The organism is Xanthocytophaga flava (assembly GCF_030068545.1).
Classification (GTDB): domain Bacteria; phylum Bacteroidota; class Bacteroidia; order Cytophagales; family 172606-1; genus Xanthocytophaga; species Xanthocytophaga flava.
Genome location: NZ_JASJOR010000006.1, coordinates 340,131 through 362,984 on the forward strand (window position 1 = coordinate 340,131; position 22,854 = coordinate 362,984).

Sequence of the window (22,854 nt, forward strand, 5' to 3'; positions counted from 1 at the left end):
CGTATCACTTGCCCATTCTATTTTTTTAATTTCTATCTTGCCGGCAAAAAAAATTTAAACTTTATGGAAAACCTTGATTTTCTGACACGTTACATTAACACTGCTTCACCAACTGGTTTTGAATGGTCAGGACAACAACTCTGGCTGGATTATATTAAACCCTATGTAGACACCCATATAGTTGATACCTATGGAAGTGTTGTAGGTGTTATTAATCCTGATGCCCCTTATAAAGTAGTAATAGAGGCACACGCAGATGAGATTTCCTGGTTTGTGAACTATATTACTGACGATGGATATATCTACGTACGTCGTAATGGAGGTTCTGATGTAATGATAGCGCCTTCTATGCGGGTAAATATCCACACTGATAAAGGACTTGTAAAAGGCATTTTTGGGTATCCTGCTATTCACGTAAGAGATACAGCCAAGGATGAAGCCCCAAATTTGAAGACCATTTTTATTGATTGCGGAGCAAAGAATAAAGAAGAATTAACAGAAATGGGTATTCATGTTGGCTGTGTTGTGACCTTTGTAGATGAGTTTATGGTGCTGAACGACCGATTTTATGTGGGTAGAGCATTAGATAATCGTATTGGAGGATATATGATAGCTCAGGTTACCAGAATGTTAAAAGAAAACAACATTCAGCTAGACTATGGGTTATATATCGTTAATGCGGTCCAGGAAGAAATCGGTTTGCGAGGAGCAGAAATGATTTCGCGTCGTATCAAACCAGATGTGGCAATTGTAACAGACGTAACACATGATACCCAATCTCCTGCTTACAAAAAACTGGAACAAGGAGATGTAGCCTGTAACAAAGGTCCTGTCCTTACTTTTGGTCCTGCAGTGCAGAACAATCTGCTTCGCATGATACGGAATGTAGCAAAAGAGAAAGAAATTCCTGTCCAGTTGGCAGCAGTGTCACGTTCAACAGGTACAGATACAGATTCGTTTGCTTACTCTGCAGAAGGTGTTGCCTCAGCATTGATCTCCCTACCTTTAAAATATATGCATACCACCGTTGAGACAGTGCATCGTGATGATGTGGAAAACGTGATCAAGCTAATGTATGAAGTACTTGTACAACTAAAAGCAGGTCATGACTTCCGGTATTTTTCTTAATAATTCTATTTTAGAACATAGCCTGCCTCTTAAGCAAAGGCAGGCTATGTTTTAAATCATATTACTATTTAACAGACTATATCAGGGAAGTGTAGGCAAAAGCACCAGTATCTTCTCCGCCTTTCTACGAAAATCTTTTTCTTTCCCTGCATAATCATTGGCGATAAAAGTAAAAGCCATGAGTTCTCCTGACTTTGTTTTAAAATATCCGGAATAACTGGTCATTCGATCCAGTGTACCTGTTTTAGCACGTATATTGCCAGCAGCCACAGTACCTTCTCCAATACCTTTCATCGTTCCAGAAACACCTGCAACAGGAAGAGATTTATAAAACGGAGTAAAGTAAGATTGTTTGGTAGCAAAAATTAATAGGTTTGTTAAAAAATCTGGCAATAATGCGTTGGAACGGGACAATCCACTTCCATCCCTCATAAAGAAACCCGTTATATTCATTCCCTTTTTCATCCAAAGGTTTTTTACAGCATCTGTACTTTCCCAGGTTGTACTCTTATTTAGTTCTTTTACTCCCATCATCTTTAACATGGCCTCTGCATATAAATTCATACTTCGAAGGTTTGTTTGTTCAACAATGGCAGATAGTGGAGGTGAAAAATGCGTATAGAGTGGCTTTCGTGTGGGAGTAGCAGGATGGTATTGTTGTTGGTGAATTAATATACGGGTAGATGTAGCTGCACCTTCCAGAGAAACTCCTTTTCGTACTAAGGCATCCCGTAAATTTTGAGCAGTGAATAAGGGTGGATCTGGAAGGGAGCCCCGAATTACAAACGGATTACGACTAACAGGAACAGTACCCTGAATGTTACGATGATATGTATAAGGTACACCATATATATAGGACTGATCTCCAGAACCCGATGGACCAGTGGTTACTTCATTTACAAAAATGATGTCTTTCATCACAGGGTCTGTGCGCACTATCCGGGTAGTCTCTCCTACCTGCTTTCCTGTTTCCAGATAGATTTTATACATATTATCATTGATATTTAAGCCAAATGCAGAAGCGCCATAATAGTTTCCAATATCACCCCATGTCCATCCATTCGGGATTACGTTTTCATTGAAGATGCCATCATCACTAATGATGTCTCCTTTGATGCGGCGAATACCGGCAGCCTGGATCTTTTGTACCCATAAGGCCATTAAGGCATCTAAATCCAATGAATTTGTTACCCGATCACTACCCAACGTAGGATCTCCCCCACCCCGTATATATAGATTCCCATTTAACACCCCATTTTCCAATATTCCATCATATTGCAGATCTGTTTTGAAACGAAAGTCTTCTCCCAGAATCTCCAATGCCGACAATGTAGTAACCAACTTAAGATTAGAAGCTATAACCATTGCCTTCCTGGCGTTCTGTTCAAGAATTACCTGTCCTGAACGAACAGACTTTATAGAGATAGCCAGATGTCCCTGACGCATTACAGAATCCGAATCCAGATCCATAATAGCAGCCTTCAGTGCTTCCAATGCACTATTATTCAGCGTTGGGGATGTATTTTCAGTAGTTTGCGCACAGGAAATAATAGCCAGGAAAAGGCAAAAATATACTCTGGGGAATAATGCTTGCATTGAATTTGAAAATATAGTAAGATAACAAAACCATAGCTAAACTGAAAATCTATATTACTTTCTCTTGTCTAGATTGTTCCTATCAATTTCTCCGTGTACCCATTTTTTCACTAAACATGAGAATTTACTATTCAAACGATAATTGTGCCACTTCATGCCCGGTTAGTAAACTAGTGCAGTTCGAAATTTACCAAGTCACGAAATCATCAATTTTTATTTTTAATCCGTTATTTAATTGAGTAAACCATAGAACTTGAAGTAAAAACCTGACTTTCAACAAAAAACTACAATTACAGAATAGACAGACTAGTATATTGTCACAAAAATATAGAATCGAGCAAGACTGAAATTGTACACATCCGGAATTTTTGTAAGTAAAAATCTATTCAGTTATTTTGTATAAGATATGTATCAATTAGCTATTCATGATTGATACAAAAAGTTTTTTCTTATTCTGCCATTTTCTTTCCAAAATTTACAGGCCAATGAGGCAGCATATTATTGTATCTTTTTCTTTGTTTCTTTTGATATGGATACCCTCAAAGGTATGCTTTGGCCAAACTAATTCTGTGTTAGCTACTGGTATCTGGTATAAAATAGGAATAACCCAATCCGGTATTTACAAGTTAGCCCTCTCAGATCTTCAAAAAGCAGGCATATCCACTTCTATCGATCCTCGCAATCTTCATATATATGGCAATGGAGGCGGAATGCTTCCTCAAGCAAATGTAGTTTCCCGCCCTACAGATTTGACAGAGATTGCGATACAAGTTGAAGGAGAAAACGATGGACAACTGGATAACACAGACTATATCTTATTTTACGGACAAGGTACTCATATAATTTATCATGATTCTCTGACTTCCAGATTATCTCATAAGATAAATATTTATAGCGACACAGCTTACTACTTTCTGACAGTAAACAACATTCCTGGCAAAAGAATTACTACCAGTCCTTCCGTTACAGGAGCAACTCAACAGGTTACTACGTTTGACGATTATATTTTTCATGAAATAGAAATGTATAATATCCTTGGTTCCGGACGTAGCTGGTGGGGCGAGAAATTTGATGCGGCTACAACCCAGAGCTTTACTTTTGATGTCCCAGGCATTATAAGTAGTAAATCAGCCCGTTTAGAAATTGCTGTGATGGCACAATCCACAGCATCAAGTCAGTTTTCTATTAAGAGTTCAGAGCAATCTATTGGTACATTGTCTATGTCTCCAATTTCCTCCGGAACGTATGATATAAAAGGGACTACCAACTCTGGAAACTTTACATTTTCTCCTTCTGGTTCACCTCTTCCTATTACACTCACTTTTGAGCGTAGTACAGGAGTTGGCTATCTGGACAGGATTGGTATCCAGTCTTCCCGTCAGTTGAAACTATATGGGACTCAGACCACTTTTCGCACTTTTGAAAGCTTTACAAATGAAAAACTCCGATATCACATTACAGAAGCAGGTAATACAGCAAGAATCTGGGATATCTCGACTATTCATCAACCTTCTAATATAAAATACAGCACTCAGGGATCAGAATTGGTATTTGAGGCAGTCGGACGACAATGGAAAGAATTTGTTGTTTTTAACCCACAGGCAATCTTATTAACACCTGAATCTATCCGGCAAGTTGCCAATCAGAATATTCGGGCATCAACTACACCAGAGTTACTCATTATTACTCATCCGGATTTTTATAGTGAAGCACAGCGACTTGCCGCATTCAGAACATCTCATGATGGACTAACTACCCTATTGATAACACCTTCTCAGATTTACAATGAATTTTCCTCAGGAAAACAAGATATATCGGCAATTCGTGATTTTATTCGTTCTCTGTATCAGCAAAGTATAAATCTGAAGTATGTACTTTTATTTGGAGATGCCTCATATGATTATAAAAATCGTCTGACAGGGAATACCAATTATATACCTGTTTATGAATCTATTCAATCTCTCCATCCTATCTATAGTTATTCCTCTGACGACTTCTTTGGATTTATGGAAGAGAATGAAGGCGAATGGATTGAAAATGGGTCTGGAGATCATACACTTGAAGTTTCAATTGGGAGATTACCAGTAAAAACAAGACAGGAGGCCTCCATTGTCGTAGATAAATTGATCGGATATACACAAAATCCGGAAGCATTGGGCAACTGGAGACAAAAGATTTCATTTGTAGCAGACGATGGAGATGCCAATACACATCAGCTGGATGCTAACCGATTGGCAACATTGATTGAATCAACATATCCCACTTATGCATCGAAGAAAATTTTTCTGGATGCTTATCCACAAATTTCATACTCCAATGGACAACAATCACCTGAAGCGGTAGCAGCCATTGATCAGGCAGTCGACAATGGGTGTCTGATTATGAATTATACAGGCCATGGTAGCGAAATCGGATGGGCTCAGGAACAAATACTTAGCATTGGCCAAATTCAAGGGTGGAACAATAGGAATCATCTTCCATTATTTGTGACTGCGACTTGCGAGTTTGGACGATATGATAATCCTGAACGTGTTTCCGGAGCAGAACTTGTACTTTTGAATGCAGCTGGAGGAGGAATAGGACTGCTCACAACCACACGTCCTGTATTTTCCAGCTCTAATTATGCAATCAATCTGGCTTTTTACAATAGTGTATTCGCTCCTGTTAATGGGGCTATGCCACGACTAGGCGATATAATGCGCTATACTAAAAACAATAGTTTAAGTGGGAGCGTAAACCGAAACTTTGCTTTATTGGGTGATCCATCCATGCGATTGGCATATCCCTCTTTAAAAACAGTTTTGACAAAAGTAAACAGCAAACCTTTTATCAGTGGAAAAGATACCTTGAAAGCATTGGCTCATGTCACCCTTGAGGGGGAAATAGAAGATGAATCAGGTACATCAATGACCAACTTTAACGGCACACTACAAACCACTCTATTTGATAAGTCTATTACACACACCACCTTAGGTACTGAAAGTACACGTATGTCATTTAGTGAACAAGACAATGCCTTATTCAGAGGACAGAGCACTATAAAAAATGGCCAGTTTCAGATTAGTTTCGTTGTACCTAAAGACATCAACTATCAGGTTGGTACAGGTATACTGAGTATGTATGCCAAACCAGCTGAGGGCACACAGGATGCAGCAGGAGTACAACAACTATTGGTAGGTGGCAGTCATACAGACCCAATAGCAGATAATACACCTCCTCAAATTAAACTATTTTTGAATGATACAACATTTATTTCAGGAGGTACAACAACACCTAACTCTACTTTTCTGGCTAAGCTAAATGATGAAAATGGCATTACTATAAGTCAGACAGGTATAGGTCATGAGTTATTGGCAATACTGGATGATTCTGTAGTGATCACAATGAATGATTACTTTACCTCTCTCACAGATACCTATCAGAAAGGTGAAATCCGTTATTCCTTCGAAAATCTTACACCCGGAAAGCATACTATCACACTACGTGCCTGGGATACATACAACAACTCTTCTGAGGCTACGTTAGATTTTACTGTAGTTTCTGATGCGTTTCATATCTGGAATTTGCATAATTATCCGAATCCTGCAACAGAATCGACATATTTTGCGTTTGAACATAATCGTTCGGGCAATGACTTAGAGGTAGTTATTTCTGTTTATTCCAGTACTGGCCAGCTTATCAGGACATTACAAAAAAATATTTCTTCAGCTACTGCAAAAGTTGATAATATAGAATGGAACCTTACATCTGGCTCTGAAAATAAATTAGTTGGTGGTGTATACTTTTATCAGGTAAGGGTACGTTGTATAGCAGATTCAACCATCCTAGCACAAAAGATGATTATTGTCCGGTAAGGTCAATTTTATAAATTGTGCACGCAAAAATGAAAGATTTCAAAAAAGACATTCTCTATTCCTTATTGATAAATGCCAGATAAGGATTCTTTGATCAGATGATGTTTGAAATGTTTTCCAAAAATCTTTTGTTTAAACCATCGCTTTTCTACTTATATTTACGCACTTTATTAAGAATCAATTTTTTATGATGCAAAATTATTCAAAACGCTTTCTGCTGGCTGCTTTAACTGCTTGTATTGTTGGCGTTAGTGAAGTAAAAAGCCAAACAAATCCGGTTACTTCTGCAGTTCCATTCCTGTTAATATCTCCTGATGCACGCGCTGCCGGAATGGGAGATGTAGGGGTGGCAACTTCTCCTGATGTAAATGCTACTTACTGGAATCCAGCAAAATTAGTGTTTGCAGAAAAAAAAGTGGGAGCAGCTCTAAGCTATACACCATGGTTCCGTTCATTAGGATTGAATGATATGTGGTTAGGCTATCTTACTGGTTATTATCAGATTAATAAAAACCAAGCTATAGGTGTAGGATTGCAATATTCAAATTTGGGTAGCATCAATTTTACTGACCCAACTGGTAAAAGTATTCTGGACTTTCGCCCAACAGAATTTGGGTTAGCCCCCTCTTTTGCTCAGAAGTTTTCAAAGAATTTTAGTGGAAGTATTACGTTACGGCTTATTTATTCTAATCTTTCGGGTAATGTGGACATAGCAGGCACTGGAGCACAAGGTAAAGCAGGTGTAACAGTAGGTGGTGATATAGCTCTTTTCTATAACAAAGATCTGAATATAAGCGGAAAAGATTTTCATTGGGCGTGGGGGGTAAATCTATCAAATCTAGGGCCTAAAATTTCTTACTCTGATGCAAATCAGCGTGAGTTTATTTCCACCAACCTCAAATTTGGTACAGCGTTAACCTATAATATAGATCCATACAACAAATTCACGCTTGCTGCCGATATTAATAAGTTAATGGTCCCTACAGCTAAAGGAGGAGCTAATGCTCGCCCAACGGGTCCGCTTATTTCAGGTATATTCGGATCATTTACAGATGCACCTGGTGGCTTTAGTGAGGAAATGAAAGAATATATCTGGTCTGTAGGTGCAGAATATTGGTATAACAATCTATTTGCTGCGCGAGCCGGATATTTTCATGAAAGTAAAGAGAAAGGGTACCGTCAGTACTATACATTTGGTTTAGGTGTACGTTATACGGTTATGGGGCTCGACTTTGCGTATTTGGCACCAGCCCAAGGTAGTCAAAGCCCATTAGCAGAAACCATGCGGTTCACTCTTCATTTCAATATAGGCGAAAGAGCTGCTGATGATGAAGAAGGAAAATAAAACAAATTTTTAGAGATAAAAGAAAATGCCAGAGATAAGTTCTCTGGCATTTTCTTTTGATGCATTTACAAACACCTGTATATCTTTGTATACATTGGCATTTTTTAAGGTACTTAACTATAGATAGCAGAACCTATTATGTTAGACAGAACACAAGCACCCGATTTTCAATCCATAAAAAAAGTTGCTGTAACTCAGGCACATTCCAAAGAACTAACCAATGGAGTAAAACTTCATTGGGTAAATGCAGGTGAGCAACCAGCAATCCGACTTGAATATATTTTTGCAGCAGGCAGTTGGTATGAACCGTCCAGAGGAGTTTCTTACTTCACAGCTAAAATGCTTAATGAAGGTACTCATCGCCGATCCTCAGGAGAGATCAGTGAATATATTGATCAGTTTGGGTCTTTTCTGGAACTAAGTCAAAATGCAGAACGAATCATTTTGACTGTATATACTATTACCAAGCATCTTTCCAAGCTTCTTCCTTTAGTACATGAGTTGCTAACAGAATCCATCTTTCCGGAAAAAGAGTTGGATAATCTGAAAACTATTACTTCACAGAATCTCCAGGTTAATCTGCAAAAAACTTCCTTTCTGGCACAACATCGTTTCAGAGAACTGATATTTGGAGAAAATCACCCGTATGGAAAGTACATAAAGGATACAGACATTGCTCCTGTTACCAAAGACTTGCTGGTGCAATATCATCAACAGGCTATTTTGCAACGACCTTTTGATGCAGTTTTATCCGGACAAATTACAGATGAAGCACTTCTGGCAGTAGAACAACACCTGTCTCAGTTTGATGTACAGAAGACTCTTCTTACAAAACCTACTCTTCCTGTTGCAGAGGTAAGTAAACACACAGAACTCATAGAACGCCCCGAAAGTGTGCAGTCGACCATTCGGTTTGGAAAACGCCTATTACATAAGGATGGGACATCTTTCACCCGTCGCAGTTCAGATTATTTCTCACTTGTTTTATTAAACGAAGTTCTGGGAGGATATTTTGGCTCAAGATTGATGAAGAATATACGTGAAGATAAAGGATTCACGTATGGAATTCATTCCTCTCTGGGAATATTTCGAAAAGAAGGGTTTATCGTTATTGGTACAGATGTAAAGAAGGAGTTTACCAATCAAACACTGGAAGAAATACGGAAAGAGATTACCCTTCTACAAACAGAGCCAATACCTGATGAGGAGCTTGAGACAGTAAAAAATTATATCCTGGGTGCATTTGCAGGCTCTGTCACTACTCCATTCTCTCTGGCAGATCACTTCAAGACTATCTATTTTGAAGGGATAGGCTATGACTTTTATGATAAGTATGTAACAGAAATTAGCCAAACAACCTCCGAGACCTTACTCTCTCTTGCCCAACAGTATCTGAATCTGGACACATTTACGGAAGTAGTTGCAGGAGGTAAATAATAAAACAAAAAGACTAATGTCTCTCATAGCATTAGTCTTTTTGTTTAAGTAAACTTCTTTATGAAACTGTACTTTGTGTTTCTGTTTGGGGAGAAAGCTGCTTCATGGCCTCAACTAAGTGCTGGTTTTCAGAAGTTGTCCCCACAGTAATTCGAATCGCATTTTCACAAAGTTTTACTTTGGAACGATCTCTTACAATGATTTTCTGCTCTACCAGATAGTCATATGTTTCTTTTGCATTGTGTACTTTGACCAGCAAAAAGTTAGCTTCTGAGGGATAGATTTTTTCAACAACAGGTACTTCTTCCAATAATTTTACCAGTTCAGTTCTTTGTTTTAAAATCTCCTTCACAGACTCTTCTTTCCACTGAGTATTTTGTAACCCCTCCAGCACAACCTGTTGTGTCAGCCCACTGATATTATAAGGAGGTTTGATTTTATTCAGGATACGAATCAGTTCTGGTGAAGCAAATGCCATACCCAAACGCAAATTAGCTAATCCCCATACTTTTGAGAATGTCTGTAATACAACCATGTTGGGGTATTTATCCAAATAGGAAGTAAACGACGGATAATCTGCAAAGTCTATATATGCTTCATCAATTATAACGAGTCCGGGAAATGTCTCGATCAACGTTTTCATTTGTTCCGGATCTAATGCATTTCCTGTCGGATTATTAGGAGAACACAAGAACAATAGCTTAGCCTTAGGATGTGTAGTTATAGCTTGTTGCAAAGCAGGCATATCCAGTGCAAAATCAGGTGTAAGAGAAACCTTCACCACAGGTACATCATTTATTGCTGCACTTACTTCATACATTCCATAGGTAGGTGGCACCAGAATAATTTCATCTTCTCTGGGTGTACAAGTTGCCCGAATCAATAAATCGATAGGTTCATCACTTCCATTACCCAAAAAAAGTTGCTCCAGTTTTACACCTTTGATCTCTGCTACACGCTTTTTCAGTGCAATCTGATGAGGATCTGGATAGCGGTTAAAGTTTTGTGAGGTAATAGAGCCAAACGGATTCTCATTGGCATCCAGGAAAATACCTTCTGTCCCTTCGTACTCATCCCGGGCAGATGTATAAGGTGACAAAGCCAAGATGTGTGGTCTCAGGATCTTCTCTAAACTGAACATATACAGTGTCATTTAATATAAGTGCTAATCAAGCTATTTCTGCTTTTCCGACAGGGAGAGGTTATCTTACTCTTTAAACAAAATCTGAATTAAAGAAAAAATACTATCTTTCCAGCCGTGAAACCGATACAAAGATAGAGAGCCTGTCTTTAACTTATTCTCTTTTACTTTCGATTTTTTATATGATACGTAAACTTAATGCCTCCAAACGCATTGCACTGATTGCCCACGATCACAAGAAACTGGAACTGATAGAGTGGTCAGTAAAAAATAAAGAATCTTTGGTACAACATCAGTTATATGCAACAGGCACAACCGGACGATTACTACAGGAATCCCTCAATGTGCCTGTAACAAAACTGTTAAGCGGCCCATTAGGTGGAGATCAGCAGATTGGCGCTATGATTGCAGAAGAAAAAATTGATTCAATTATCTTCTTCTGGGACCCAATGGAAGCTTTGCCCCACGATCCCGATATCAAAGCATTACTCCGGTTAGCTGCAGTATGGAACATTCCAATGGCGTGTAATCGTAGTACAGCCGATTTCCTGTTAAGTTCACCTCTTATGCATATCGATTATGATATCCAGATGACAGACTATTCTGCCTATCTAACCCGTAAAGTATAAATGAATCGTTATAATACACTTCAGTGGGTAGTTCAACGAATGCTCACAGATAGTAATGACATTCAAAAGATCCGTGAGGCCTGTGAAGCTATTTCTGTTGACTATATAGAAGTTGACATTATACCTTTCACCGATCAACTTCCTGATTTTCCATTGGATAAGCAAAGTATATTTTATGGTTCAACAAACTTCATGAACCTTGTTTATACTCACCCGGAGTTAAGCAAAGGATTGTTTCTTGATAAAAAGATATTTACCATCGAAAACTATCTGATGCAATGGCAATCCTATATGCTAAATTCGACTGCTTTGGTAGTAACATTTCAGGAATTGATGGATATGCCTTATGATGAAGAGCAACTTCTGTTTATACGACCTAACGAAGACTCAAAAGCATTTGCAGGAGAAACCCGTCCTTTTAAAGACATTACAGATTGGTATCATAGATTAAAACAGATTGAAAACACCAATTTGTCATTGGAAACAAAGATAATTGTTGGCGAACCCTATAACATTAAGAAAGAATGGCGTTTATGGATTGTTGACAAAAAAGTTGTTGCAGCCTCTCAATACAGAGAATACTTTAAGTTAAAGAAAGTAGAAGGATGTCCGCCAGAGGTTACAGCATTTGCAGAACAACGATGTCAGGAATATACTCCACATTCTGTATTTGTAATGGACATTGGGCTTTGTGGAGATTCGCTTTATATCATTGAGTGCAATTGTATGAATAGTGCAGGCTTTTATAAAGCTGATATTGCCCAGATAATCCATTCTGTGACAGATTATTTTATCAATAAATCTTAACTCATTTTTGACTGGAAGAATTACACTCCGAACTCTCATTACTACTCTTTCTTACTTTTTTCTGAATTATTTCCAGGTTCGAAAAATAACCAAAACACCAATTAAACTGAAGAAATATTCGGATAATGGTATCTTTTCTGTTTGACCAAAACTCGGTTCAATTTTTGATCTGCGCATATCCCGCCGTTGGCGGGACGTGCTTCACGGCAAATCATTTTTTAGTATGGTCGACAAAGCCCGGCTCATTAGCAAGCAGTTTGCGTTTTATTCACGGCAGATTTGCTTTTGACCTGAATTCCGATCATTTTTTTGTTTGCGCATAGTTCACGGCACGGACTGTCTTGCGCATAACTCACGGCAAAAACTTTTTTGACCTGAACTCCGGTTGCTTTTTATTTTGACTGGAGTTCCAGTCACACAACGAGTCAACTGGAACTCCAGTTGTTTTTATTTTTAACCTGAACTCAGGTTGCTCACAGGTTGAAACCTGTGAGCAGATAATTCTGAAAAACAACCTGACTACAAGTATTTTTCAAATTCAACCTGTATGCCAGTTGTTTGTTGTCTTGATCTGTTCTCCTGTTGATAGCTCATGTGTAAGCACCTTAACTGGATTTCAGGTTGTGATTTACTGACAACTTGTTTACAGGTTGTGATAGAGTGTGAATACTTATAGCTTTGTTTTCCCACACCAGTTTTTATTCACCTGCTGTCCATTTTTTTGATAAGATCAAAAAAAATATTTCTATAAATTTCCTATTCTTGTACTATACACATACCTCATTAATTGATTTAGGATGCATAGTATCGATTTAAATTGTGATATGGGAGAAAGCTTCGGTCTTTGGAAGATGGGCAATGATCTGCAAATTATGGATTATGTGAGTTCTATAAATATAGCTTGTGGCTTCCATGCAGGAGATGCAGATACTATGCGAAAGACAGTGGCAGCAGCTATGAAGAAAAACGTTGCGATAGGTGCTCACCCTGGTTTTCCAGACTTACAGGGATTTGGCCGAAGGAACATGCAATTATCCTCTGAAGAAGTTTATAACATTATTTTATACCAGATAGGTGCACTCGCAGCCTTTGTTAAAGTAGCAGGAGGCCGACTACATCATGTAAAACCACATGGAGCACTCTACAATATGGCTGCTAAAGATAGTAGTCTCTCCTCAGCCATTGCTCAGGCTATAAAAGATTTTGATCCTTCTGTGATTGTATATGGTTTGTCAGGAAGTTTTCTGATCAGTGAGTCACAAAAGCTTGGTCTGAAAACAGCCAGTGAAGTATTCGCAGATCGCACCTATCAGCAGGACGGTAGCCTTACCCCACGTAATCAACCTTTTGCCTTAATTGAAGATACAACACAATCATTAAAGCAGGTATTAAAAATGGTTAAAGAACAACAGGTAGTAACTCCTTCAACTATTCCTGTTCCTATTCAGGCTGATACCATTTGTATTCATGGAGATGGAAAACATGCGGTGGACTTTGCACAAGCTATAAATACACTATTTCAAGAACACTCTATCACCATACAAGCAATTTAATCTTATTGTCTATGAAAAAAAACTCTGCTCTGTTGGGAGCAGCCTTTCTTATGGCAACATCAGCTGTAGGACCAGGCTTTTTAAATAATACCGCTGCATTCACTCAACAATTGGGAGCGAGTTTTGGCTTTGTTATCCTGATTTCTATTCTTCTTGACATTGCTGCTCAGCTAAACATCTGGCGAGTGATTACAGTCAGTGAAATGCAGGCACAAACGCTTTCCAACAAGATTTTACCAGGTTTAGGCTATGTACTATCAGCACTGATTGTAGCAGGAGGATTGGCTTTTAATGTAGGTAATATAGCAGGTGCAGGATTAGGGATTCAGGTCTTGACAGGTCTTGATATACGTGTAGGTGCAGTAATCAGTGTAGGTGTAGGGATTTTCATCTTTACTGTCAAAGAAGCAGGAAAGGCAATGGATTCCTTTACAAAGATACTTGGCTTTGTGATGATCCTATTGATTCTATACGTCGTTTTTCAATCACACCCACCTTTTACACAAGCAGTTTATTTCTCTTTTATTCCTGAAAAAATAGATCTAAAAGCCATCATTACATTGGTAGGGGGCACAGTAGGAGGATATATATCATTTGCCGGAGGCCATCGACTTCTGGAAGCTAATATTAAAGGTGTATCTATGCTCAAACAGGTAGATACTAGTGCAATTCAGGGTATTCTTGTCACAGCTATTATTCGTATTCTCTTATTCCTGGCAGCATTTGGAGTTATAAGTGGTGGATTTCAGGTTTCTCAAGCCAATCCGGCCTCTTCTATTTTTCAGGCAGCGGCAGGTGTTGCTGGCTATAAGATTTTTGGTGTGGTACTATGGTGTGCATCTATTACTTCTGTGGTAGGAGCTGCTTATACATCTGTTTCGTTTTTGCGATCTTTCCACAAACAATTGGACACTAATGCTTCTGTTATTACTGCCGGCTTTATTATTTTGTCTGCTGCTATTTTTATATGGATAGGACAACCGCCTTCACGTATTCTGGTTATTGTAGGTTATCTTAATGGATTGATTTTACCTATAGCATTAGCCGTTATGCTGGTTGCTGTCAGAAGCAAAAATGTACTTAAGAATTATAGGCACCCACTCGTTCTGGAAATTACAGGCTGGCTGGTAGTAGCCGTGATGACCTGGATGAGTTTACAGAGTATTTTCGTATAGTTATTCATTGAAAATAGTATATTTCCCACCGAAACATTTCTAAGAAGTACAGATTCTCCCATTTGCTATGGAAAATTGCACGATTTATAGTCATTACATTGCTAGTGAAAAAATAATACCTATTCTTAAACAACACTTTCCTTCTGCACAAACAGAAATTACAGGAACAGAACAAAAATGGTCACAGCTTCAACTGAAAATAGGAAAAAGTTTCTGGAAAAAAGGAAGCACCTTTACAGTTTATTATCGGCAACGCCTTCATCCTGATTACAAGCTTGTTCTATCAGAAGAACCTCTCATACAAAATCTGGTAGGTATGTATAACTTCTTTAGTTCGTTTCCTGCTCAAAATCCAGATATCTATAATCGCCTGTTGCACAAAATCACAATCCTTAATGCAGAAATCAGCTTTGCAGCCGAACCTGGATTTAGTGATACACATGTTGAATGTATCCTAAACATAGCACAGGCACTAGATGGTATTATTTTCTCAAATCCCAATAGTGTTTTTTCGGATCTTGGCATGTACGATAAAAATGGAGTATTGCTTTTAAATAATACGGGTAAGTCTGATGCAACAACGTTGGATGTCTCTATTGAGAGTAAATACTACGATAAAGTATCAGGAGATGAGCCTGACGAACGAAAAGATAGAACCAATCAGTTGTTGCAGTCACATGGAATTGCCATAAATACTCATTTGCCCCGCATTGTTAATGAATCAGAAGCGAATATCCGTACTCCTTACGAAATAGCTGAACGAGTCACAGTCCTTTCATTAATCAATCTGGTAGCCTTTAACTCTGTTGAACCTACACAGGCCATTCAGTACTTTAAACAATATGGTTTATGGGACAAGGTCACAGAAAATGAAAAAGACCTGCTTGAAAATCCTACTCAATCCAAAAAAGATCAGGCAACCTGGCAATGTGAAGGTATCTGGGTACTACTCTGGTCGCTTGGCAAAGCAGGTGAGATTCCGTTTCCTAACCATTTATGTTCACTCAATGATTTGGATTTTTACCCATTTCAGGGATTTAATCAGGACCCCAACGAAATTATACAACAACTTACCCAGCGTCGTACTGATACAGAGATTTTAGATAGCGCCGATTTGTACTATCGTATAGACTGGGCATGTGTCAATGCCCGTGTCAAAGGGCAGGAAATGGCGATAGTTCATCCGGGAGTGGTATACGAACGCCATTATGCACTCAACTGGCTTATCCGAAATAGGGATCAGGCATGGGATGATGTGACCTGTGATACCTGATCTACTATCGCTGATCTAAAAAGAAAAAGATTTTTTAAAAACCTATGTGATTTGAAATACAAATTTAGCTTTGTATCTCAGCTCTATCTGCTAATCATCCAACTATGGAACTTCATATTCTTGGTATACGACATCATGGCGTTGGTTCAGCCAAAAACATTGTTGAACGATTGAATGCTCTTCAACCAGACATTCTGTTAGTTGAAGGTCCCCCTGAACTTGATAGCGTGGTTCAATGGGTTACTCATAAAGAATTAAAACCACCCGTAGCCGTTCTAGCCTATAATACAGAAAAGCCTGCACAAGCCACCTTTTATCCTTTTGCTAAATTTTCTCCTGAGTGGCAAGCGATTACCTATGCTCATCAGAAAAATGTGCCTGTTTGGATGATGGATCTTCCTTTGGCTCATACATTTGGTATCGAAATAAAAAAACAGGAAGCCATTGAAAAAGAGAGAAAAAGATTGGAAGAAGAGGCAAAGCAGGAGGCACAGGAAGAAATTATCTCTGTTGAAGACACAAATCCGCAGAATAATGTGAATGGGGAAGAACTACCATCCGCGGAAACTGGAGAAGGACCATTGACTGAATACGAAACTGAATTTGCCAGAGATCCTATCAGTTATCTGGCTCAGGTAGCAGGCTATGATGATGGGGAACTGTGGTGGGAACATAATTTTGAACACAAGTTTGTCAAAAACTCTTCTCAGGATCATTTTGAGGGAGTGATGATGACAATGGATGTATTACGCGAGCATGTTCCTATGCATCATTCTGCAGAACGAGATGACCTACGAGAAGCGTACATGCGTAAGCAAATACGGCAGGCAGAAAAAGCTGGCTATACTAAATGTGTAGTAGTATGTGGTGCCTGGCATGGACCGGCCCTGAAGAATTATAATGAGAAAAGTGTTATTACTTCTGATGATAAAAGTCTGAAAGGCCTTCCATCAACGAAGGTAAGCTGCACCTGGATACCTTGGACGAATACTCGTTTAGGCATGTTTAGTGGCTATGGTGCAGGAATTGTATCTCCCGGCTGGTATGAACATCTCTGGAGCCATGGTCAGGATAAAGGTATTCGCTGGCTTACACGTGTAGCACGCATGTTCCGGGATAAGAAAATGGATATCTCTACAGCTCACGTTATTGAAGCGTATAGACTTGCAGAAGCACTTGCAGCTATGCGTGACCTGTCAAGGCCAGGCTTGATGGAACTCAATGAAGCCACGCAAACAGTACTATGCTTTGGAGACAGCATTTTGTTAAAACTTGTCGAGGAGGAGCTCATTGTGGGCAAATCAACCATAGGAAAAGTTCCTAAAGAGTTACCTAAGCTTCCCATTCAATCAGACTTCGATGAACTCCGTAAGAAATGTCGCCTGGATATTACTGAAGCCAATAAAGACTATGAATTGGATCTGCGGAAAGAGTTAGATCTTAACCGCAGTCGCTTTTTACATCGCTTAGATGTCCTGGATATCAAATGGGGTAAAAAAATAAGTATTTCTACCAAAGGAACCTTCAAAGAAGGATGGCGCCTCCGCTGGCAACCTGAAATGGAAATCGAGTTGATTGAAAAAGGATTCTGGGGAAATACTATTCTGGAAGCGTGTACAAAGTATCTTCTTGATCTAGCAACTCAGACCCAATCAATAACTCAACTTGCTGCCTATATTCAGGAGGCGATTCCGGCAGAATTATTTTCAGTAATAGAGAAGCTGCTTGAAAAGATTAATGAACTTTCTACGATATCCAGTGATATACTGGAACTCATGGGTGCAGTAAGTCCTCTGGTTGATGTGAGTCGCTACGGAAACGTGCGTAAAACAGATTTGACGGCTATTAATCAACTGGTAAATGGATTACTGACTCGTGTCTGTATCGGTCTACCCAATGCCTGCTATGGATTAGATGATGAGACATCTAACAGGATGTTTGAGCATATAAAGAAAACAGATGAGGCAGTACGTCTACTTGACAATGAAGAATTAGAGCAACTCTGGTACAAAACACTAGGTGTTATTCTGGATAAAAATGGCATAAATACCATCATCATAGGATGTACCTGTCGATTACTCTTTGATGGAAAGATTATTGATGAAACAGAAACTGCCCGCCGTTTTGGTTTAGCTTTATCGCCAGGTACTGAACCTAAAGATGCAGCAGGCTGGATTGAAGGTTTTCTGAAAGGTAGTGGTACTATATTACTGTATGACCAAACCCTGTGGAATCTATTATACAAATGGGTATTTGAATTAGAACAAGATAAGTTTTTAGAGCTGCTGCCTATTTTGCGTCGTACATTCTCTAAATTTGATCCATCCGAACGAAAACAAATTGGTGAGAAAGCTAAAAAAGGTATCACCACTATAAATACTACTACTTCTGGTAGTAATGTTGAACTTCCGGAAAACTTCAATTATGAACGTGCAGAGAAATCTCTGGAAACAATAAAGCTACTCCTTGGTATTGCATGATATTTCATCCTATGAGCTTGGTTGTATAAATTCAAAGAAATGAACCGAATCTATTTTAGAGGAGGTTTATTTCTTTGAACTTAATTAAGAATGCTAATTATCTAACATTTTGTATATTCTCTCAGATCGTATCCCAAACTATTTCTCTATTTTTTAACTAACAGACATTGGGTATTTAGAATCCTCCTATACCTAATACCCAGTTTGGCAATACTTTTGTCTATATAGTGTAAGATTCATCTGGCATAGACAATATCTCGTATACTTTTATGCTTTTGGATTTTTTATCTATCTGTTTTTGCTCAACGGGCATTGAGCGGATTTCGGAAAATTGACAAAAATTAAATAACTTAGTACTATTACTTAATCTGAGAAACATGAAGAAAGACATTCCTTTTCTACCAGTTAAAGACGTAAAAGTAGCTGTAGTGCGAAAAACGAATGATATAGGAAGTTTTGACTGGTTTGTTTACTTACTTAATACCAATCCTTTTGCTATTAAAAATGTATTTGTCACTTCTGAAGGATACGGCTATATGAATGATGAAATGCGTAGGACTTCTACATTACGCCATTTCTTAGGAGATGTGGATTCAGGGGATGCTGCTATTATTGAACCAATAGATCCTGCCATTTTTGGATTAAACAGTGAATATTGGGTAAGTTACTTTATTGATAATCAGATTTATGACAAGCGATTTATTTTTGTACCTGACAGTATAGTAGAAGAAAATCTTAGCTACATTTCGCAGCTTGACTTAAGCGGAGTTTTACATGAGTAACTGACAAATGCAGACATTGACCTTATTTTTCCAACAGATCAATGTCTGCATCTTCCATTTTTTACATCCCAGGAAATAAAGGACGAGCAATTTCACCTCTGAAAGGCCATGGAATAGAAATAAAGATCACGATAAGAGCTATAACAAGCAGCGTAAGCGCTCTCTTATGTTTTCTTTCATCAGAAATAGGTTTGCGAAATGATCCCCGTGCAACAGTAATTAACGCAATTCCTATAATCATTCCTGTGATGTGTTCTATAGCCCAGAAACGATATACCTTGCTTTTCATTACTTCGCCCATACCTACGCCCAAAATATTCTGCAACCCCCACGGACCAATTGCCCATTGCACTAACCCAATAAGCAAGGTAATATGGGCTGCAATCATCAGAAACAAATCAACTTTCTTATCACCACTATTGAATTCTCTTTTAGCATTCATACCACTAAAATGTCTGAAAATAGCAACCAAAAGCAGAATCAGAATAACCCAGCGCAATAAATTGTGTAAGTGTACGAATCCGGTATACATACGTAAATGTCTTTAAATGAATGATTGGTTTTCTTTATCTTTAAATTTTAAGCGTGGCAAGTTAACGAGCAAATTGCAGAAACAAAAAAGCATAGAGCCTTCTTAACAAACCTTATTTTAACTGATTCATCATAAATCGATAAATTGTTTCTGAAACTCTTGCCAGAACCTCTACTCCTGCTTCCGGATTTTCTAATTCTTTTGATAATAATACTAAGATATATCTTCTCCCATATGGTAAATAAACAATGGCAGAATCATGTCTTACCCCTGTAATAAATCCGGTTTTGTGAGCAACCTGGACTTCTTTAGGTAGATATAAAGGAATAATATCATTGAATTTCTGTTCTTTTAAAATTTGTATCATTTCCTCACAGGATTTTGTATCGACTACCTGTCCGTGGGCTATCTTTTCTAATATAATAGCCAGATCATAAGCTGTTACAGTATTATTCCAGCCTTTATCAAATGCCTTCTGATCTTCTACACCTCGTAACACCCTTATATCTTTCGCCCCTATTCCCTGCATAGTATTCATAACATTAGCTGCTCCTACTTTATCAATCAACAGATTTGTTGCCAGGTTGCTACTCACTGTTATCATTTCATACACCAATTGTTTTATCGTCATCCATTGCCCTATTTTCTTATACATTTCTTCTGCACTATCATCTGAAATATCCATTTTGTATGGACTTCCATCTACAATACTTTTAAACTCATTTTTTACTAAAATTGAGTCTGAAAGCTTAAACCTACCTGCTTTCACCTGATCAAATACTTCTATCATTACAGGTGTTTTCATAGTACTTGCAGCATGAAAGACGTCTTTCGCCTGAATATATACTTCAAGCTTAGGGGAGTCTAAGGATTTAAATGTAACAGCAAATTTTCCTTTGACCGTTACAAGCTTTGATTCAATGGCAGCCTTTAGATCTTCCACAAATACGAAATTCATTTGAGCTTTTACAGTAAGGGGAAATATGACCATTAAAAGCAAAAGGTATTTTGCCATAAATCTTCACTACAGTTAGTTGATTTGAAATGGAGCAAGATAAAAACTCTATAAATAGGTGACTAATGAATTTAATCTTTTTATTATATCCCATTTCTTCCAGAAAGCTTGTACCTTTGTATAAACTCAGCCTTTCATTCTAAAAAGGCGTTATATACTTAATCATTTGCATATTTATCCACATATTCATTTGCTTTATGTCCACTCTCACCCAAACAATCCGCGACACACAAGTATTTGACCTGATCAACAAAGAGAAAAGTCGTCAGGAATCGGGCATCGAACTAATCGCCTCCGAAAACTTTGTATCCCCTCAAGTGATGCAAGCGATGGGAAGCGTTCTAACTAATAAATACGCTGAAGGATTACCATCCAAAAGATATTATGGAGGCTGCGAAATTGTTGATGAAGTTGAGCAACTGGCCATTGACCGTGCAAAAGAACTTTTCAAAGCAAGCTGGGTAAATGTTCAACCTCACTCAGGTGCTCAAGCTAATGCTTCTGTATTTTTAGCTGCTCTACAAGCTGGTGATACAATTTTGGGTTTCGATTTATCTCATGGTGGTCACCTTACTCATGGTTCTCCTGTAAACTTCTCTGGAAAGCTATATCGTCCAACATTTTATGGGGTTGAAAAAGAAAGCGGACTTATAAACTGGGATAAAGTTGAGGAAACTGCTAAGAAAGAGAAACCAAAAATGATTATTTGTGGAGCCTCTGCATACTCCAGAGATTGGGATTACCAGCGCCTTCGTCAAATTGCAGATGAAGTAGGTGCCATCTTATTAGCAGATGTTTCTCACCCTGCTGGCTTAATCGCAAAAGGCTTATTAAATGATCCTCTAGAACATTGTCATGTAGTAACTACCACTACTCATAAGACATTACGTGGTCCTCGTGGTGGTATGATTATGTTGCGTCACGACTTTGAAAACCCATTTGGTGTTAAAAATCCCAAAGGTAATCTCCGCTTAATGTCTGAACTTCTTGATTCAGGTGTTTTCCCAGGCACACAGGGGGGGCCATTAGAACATGTAATCGCAGCTAAGGCAGTTGCTTATGGAGAGGCATTAAGCGAAGAGTTTTACAACTATGCAGTTCAAGTTCAAAAGAATGCTAAAGTAATGGCACAGGCCTTTCTGGATAAAGGCTATTCGATTATTTCAGGTGGAACAGACAACCACTTAATGTTGATAGATCTTCGTAGCAAAGGCCTTACAGGTAAACTTGCTCAGGAAACATTAGACAAAGTACATGTTACTGCTAATAAGAATGCAGTTCCATTTGACGATAAATCTCCATTTGTAACTTCAGGTATTCGTTTTGGAACAGCCGCAGTAACAACACGTGGTATGCAAGAAGCCGATATGAAACGTATTGTTGATTATATCGACAGTGTGTTAATGAATCATGACAATGAAGCTCATATCACAGCTACTAAAAAGGAAATAACAGAGTGGATGAAACAATTTCCATTATATTCTTAATAACTGAACTTAAATAAAGCATTTTATCTGAGCGATTCTAACAGGATCGCTTTTTTTATTGTTTTATAGTTGAAGACAAGCTTACCTAAATTTGGAGCCAATTGTAAAATGTCTGAAATTGGAAATATAATGTGTGAAAGATACTGTGAGAACTGCTATAGAGAGGTACAAAAACAAAAAAGCCACTCAAAGTAAGAGTGGCTTAGAAGTAATGAAGTGTAATGATAAAGTGGCGGCGACCTACTTTCCCACCGGTGAAGGCAGTATCATGGGCGTGAAAGGGCTTAACTTCTCTGTTCGGAATGGGAAGAGGTGATCACCTTCACTATAACCACCAACAATGTTGGTGTCTTGCGACAATGTTTTAGAAGTTCGTTTTACTCATCTTACTTAGTTGAGTGTACTACTCTAGTGAGTAAAATTGACAAGTGGAAAAGAGAGAAACTCATTAACGAGTGTTTAAGTATAACAAAGTATTTTTTCTAATTGAGTATCTGACTTGCATGATCAGCAAAAAGAAAAAAACGGAAGTCTTCGGATCATTAGTACGACTTGGCTGAACATATTGCTATGCGTATACCTATCGCCTATCTACGTTGTCATCTCCAACGGTCCTATAT

General features: G+C 38.3%; 16 protein-coding genes and 2 rRNA genes. 12 read left to right on the forward strand and 6 right to left on the reverse strand.

From position 1 onward, the window contains the following. Nucleotides 1-63 precede the first annotated feature (63 nt). Complete coding sequence (locus QNI15_RS11955; RefSeq protein WP_314031919.1) at nucleotides 64-1,128, forward strand: M42 family metallopeptidase; 1,065 nt, start codon at nucleotides 64-66, stop codon at nucleotides 1,126-1,128. Between the two features lie 81 nt (nucleotides 1,129-1,209). On the opposite strand, the gene dacB is transcribed toward QNI15_RS11955, so the two are convergent. Continuing rightward, complete coding sequence (dacB, locus tag QNI15_RS11960) at nucleotides 1,210-2,724, reverse strand: D-alanyl-D-alanine carboxypeptidase/D-alanyl-D-alanine endopeptidase (protein WP_314031921.1); 1,515 nt, start codon at nucleotides 2,722-2,724, stop codon at nucleotides 1,210-1,212. Between the two features lie 485 nt (nucleotides 2,725-3,209). On the opposite strand from dacB, the gene porU reads away from it, so the two are divergent. The 3 genes from porU (at nucleotide 3,210) to QNI15_RS11975 (ending at nucleotide 9,360) form a co-directional block, all read left to right on the forward strand. Then, complete coding sequence (gene porU, locus QNI15_RS11965; RefSeq protein WP_314031922.1) at nucleotides 3,210-6,578, forward strand: type IX secretion system sortase PorU; 3,369 nt, start codon at nucleotides 3,210-3,212, stop codon at nucleotides 6,576-6,578. 187 nt (nucleotides 6,579-6,765) lie between these two features. Next, the gene (porV, locus tag QNI15_RS11970) at nucleotides 6,766-7,923 is read left to right on the forward strand and encodes a type IX secretion system outer membrane channel protein PorV (protein WP_314005667.1); all 1,158 of its coding nucleotides are present in this window, start codon (nucleotides 6,766-6,768) and stop codon (nucleotides 7,921-7,923) included. Between the two features lie 138 nt (nucleotides 7,924-8,061). Beyond that, entirely contained in the window at nucleotides 8,062-9,360 is a 1,299-nt protein-coding gene (locus QNI15_RS11975) for a M16 family metallopeptidase (RefSeq protein ID WP_314005670.1), read from the forward strand. 58 nt (nucleotides 9,361-9,418) lie between these two features. On the opposite strand, the gene hisC is transcribed toward QNI15_RS11975, so the two are convergent. Next, complete coding sequence (hisC, locus tag QNI15_RS11980; protein ID WP_314005673.1) at nucleotides 9,419-10,501, reverse strand: histidinol-phosphate transaminase; 1,083 nt, start codon at nucleotides 10,499-10,501, stop codon at nucleotides 9,419-9,421. 182 nt (nucleotides 10,502-10,683) lie between these two features. On the opposite strand from hisC, the gene QNI15_RS11985 reads away from it, so the two are divergent. From QNI15_RS11985 to QNI15_RS12015, 7 genes are all read left to right on the forward strand, one after another. Next, nucleotides 10,684-11,130 (forward strand): methylglyoxal synthase, encoded by a 447-nt coding sequence (locus tag QNI15_RS11985; protein WP_313989923.1) that lies wholly within the window; start codon nucleotides 10,684-10,686, stop codon nucleotides 11,128-11,130. Then, complete coding sequence (locus QNI15_RS11990) at nucleotides 11,131-11,937, forward strand: ATP-grasp domain-containing protein (RefSeq protein ID WP_314031923.1); 807 nt, start codon at nucleotides 11,131-11,133, stop codon at nucleotides 11,935-11,937. 797 nt (nucleotides 11,938-12,734) lie between these two features. Continuing rightward, the gene (locus tag QNI15_RS11995) at nucleotides 12,735-13,490 is read left to right on the forward strand and encodes a LamB/YcsF family protein (protein ID WP_314031924.1); all 756 of its coding nucleotides are present in this window, start codon (nucleotides 12,735-12,737) and stop codon (nucleotides 13,488-13,490) included. An 11-nt stretch (nucleotides 13,491-13,501) separates the two neighbouring features. Then, on the forward strand, nucleotides 13,502-14,665 hold the full coding sequence (locus QNI15_RS12000; protein ID WP_314031925.1) for an NRAMP family divalent metal transporter: 1,164 nt from the start codon (nucleotides 13,502-13,504) through the stop codon (nucleotides 14,663-14,665). 67 nt (nucleotides 14,666-14,732) lie between these two features. Then, a complete protein-coding gene (locus QNI15_RS12005) occupies nucleotides 14,733-15,938 on the forward strand; it encodes a DUF4272 domain-containing protein (protein ID WP_314031926.1) in 1,206 nt (401 codons plus the stop codon). Nucleotides 15,939-16,042: 104 nt separating this feature from the next. Continuing rightward, the gene (locus QNI15_RS12010; protein WP_314031927.1) at nucleotides 16,043-18,418 is read left to right on the forward strand and encodes a DUF5682 family protein; all 2,376 of its coding nucleotides are present in this window, start codon (nucleotides 16,043-16,045) and stop codon (nucleotides 18,416-18,418) included. 377 nt (nucleotides 18,419-18,795) lie between these two features. Beyond that, on the forward strand, nucleotides 18,796-19,200 hold the full coding sequence (locus QNI15_RS12015) for a hypothetical protein (RefSeq protein ID WP_313989935.1): 405 nt from the start codon (nucleotides 18,796-18,798) through the stop codon (nucleotides 19,198-19,200). Between the two features lie 61 nt (nucleotides 19,201-19,261). Here the strand turns inward: QNI15_RS12015 and QNI15_RS12020 are convergent, their stop codons facing one another. Next, a complete protein-coding gene (locus QNI15_RS12020; RefSeq protein ID WP_314031928.1) occupies nucleotides 19,262-19,732 on the reverse strand; it encodes a cytochrome B in 471 nt (156 codons plus the stop codon). Nucleotides 19,733-19,844: 112 nt separating this feature from the next. Next, on the reverse strand, nucleotides 19,845-20,690 hold the full coding sequence (locus QNI15_RS12025) for a serine hydrolase (protein WP_314031929.1): 846 nt from the start codon (nucleotides 20,688-20,690) through the stop codon (nucleotides 19,845-19,847). Nucleotides 20,691-20,944: 254 nt separating this feature from the next. Here QNI15_RS12025 and glyA point away from each other — a divergent pair, with 254 nt between their 5' ends. Continuing rightward, the gene (glyA, locus tag QNI15_RS12030) at nucleotides 20,945-22,234 is read left to right on the forward strand and encodes a serine hydroxymethyltransferase (protein ID WP_314031930.1); all 1,290 of its coding nucleotides are present in this window, start codon (nucleotides 20,945-20,947) and stop codon (nucleotides 22,232-22,234) included. Between the two features lie 227 nt (nucleotides 22,235-22,461). Here the strand turns inward: glyA and rrf are convergent. Together rrf and QNI15_RS12040 are read right to left on the reverse strand one after the other, a co-directional pair. After that, nucleotides 22,462-22,573 (reverse strand): 5S ribosomal RNA (rrf, locus tag QNI15_RS12035). A gap of 183 nt (nucleotides 22,574-22,756) precedes the next feature. Beyond that, nucleotides 22,757-22,854 (reverse strand): 23S ribosomal RNA (locus tag QNI15_RS12040); the annotation flags it as partial.